At 58.2% G+C, this 1,319-nt stretch carries 1 protein-coding gene; it reads left to right on the plus strand.

Annotation, left to right across the window (positions count from 1 at the left end; translation table 11 throughout):
* A partial coding sequence (locus AC1DY5_RS55965) for a DNA cytosine methyltransferase (protein WP_478122760.1) occupies positions 1 to 1,150 on the plus strand: 1,150 nt, incomplete at its 5' end.
* Between the last annotated feature and the right edge of the window lie 169 nt (positions 1,151 to 1,319).

The raw sequence follows: 1,319 nt of genomic DNA on the forward strand, positions 1-1,319 counted from the left end.
GATACAAGAATTCAGGCCCGCTGTATTCGTGATGGAAAACGTCAAGGGAATCCTGAGCTCCCTTGTGGCAGACCGCCGGATCTTTAATTCAATCTTGTCCGATTTACAGCGGCCGGATTTGGCCTGCGGCGATGACTCTGGACTTCGCTACATGCTTGTTGCCCTGACACACGAGGAAGGACTCATCGACGACCTCGATCCACAGTCCTTCATCATCCAAGCGGAAAACCATGGCATCCCTCAGGCCAGACACCGTGTGGTCATCTGTGGCGTGCGACGGGATGTTCTGGAGCGTGCCGGCGGAGTAGGCAAGCTCCGGAAATCGGCTGCCCCGACTGTGGAGGAGGTCATTGGCGATCTTCCTCGATTGCGGCCGCAAATCTCCTTTCGAGGCCGGGGGATGGGGTGGAGAGACAGCTTTGATCATCCCTTGATGGCACAGGCACTCGAAGAACTCGAGATCGCCGGAGGAATTGATGCGCGTGTCGCGCAGCGCATGAAGACTGCGAACCGTGTGATGAAGCGGCAGCCTGATCCGGGGCCTGGTGCGCAACGCCGGGCTTTGGCGGGCGCAGAAGATTCACGCGCTCAAGTCCTTGGAGCGTGGTATCGCGACCGACCGCTCAAGGTATTGTCCAACCACGAATCGAGAGCCCACATGCCGGAGGATCTCGTGCGATATCTCTTCGTATCTGCCTACGCCGCTCAGATTGGGAGAAGCCCAAAGCTCGCCGAATTCCCGCGCTCTTTGCTCCCGAGGCACACCAATATCGATCCAGAGAATGTCGGAGAGGCGATCTTCAAAGACCGATTTCGCGTGCAAGTCGGGAATCGCCACAGCATGACCGTAACCAGCCACATCGGCAAGGACGGACACGCCTTTATTCACCCGGATCCAACGCAATGCCGGAGTTTGACCGTCAGGGAGGCTGCACGCCTGCAGACATTTCCTGACTCGTACGTTTTTCTTGGAAACCGCACCTCTCAGTACATCCAGGTTGGGAACGCGGTGCCACCGCTCTTGGCTCGCCAAATCGCCGACGTTGTTGGGGCTGTTCTTGTGCGGTCGGGTTTTGCGTCTAAGTCGACGATTGGTGAAGTCCGTTCGCTTGGAGAGCACTCTGCCGGGTCGCGTGTGTTGACAGTCTAGCGCCGCCTGTGGCGATGAAACGTAAGCGTCTCGCCGCGGCACCTTGATTGCGACGGATCGTTTTAGGATGCTCGTGTCCACTACGTTTTTGGTGGACACGTGCACACTATTTCCAACGAAGCCAGCGCTGGCCGTCGCCGCCGGCGCACACATAGCGCCGAGTTCAAGG

The sequence above is a fragment of the Variovorax sp. P4_D9 genome (genome assembly GCF_056401695.1).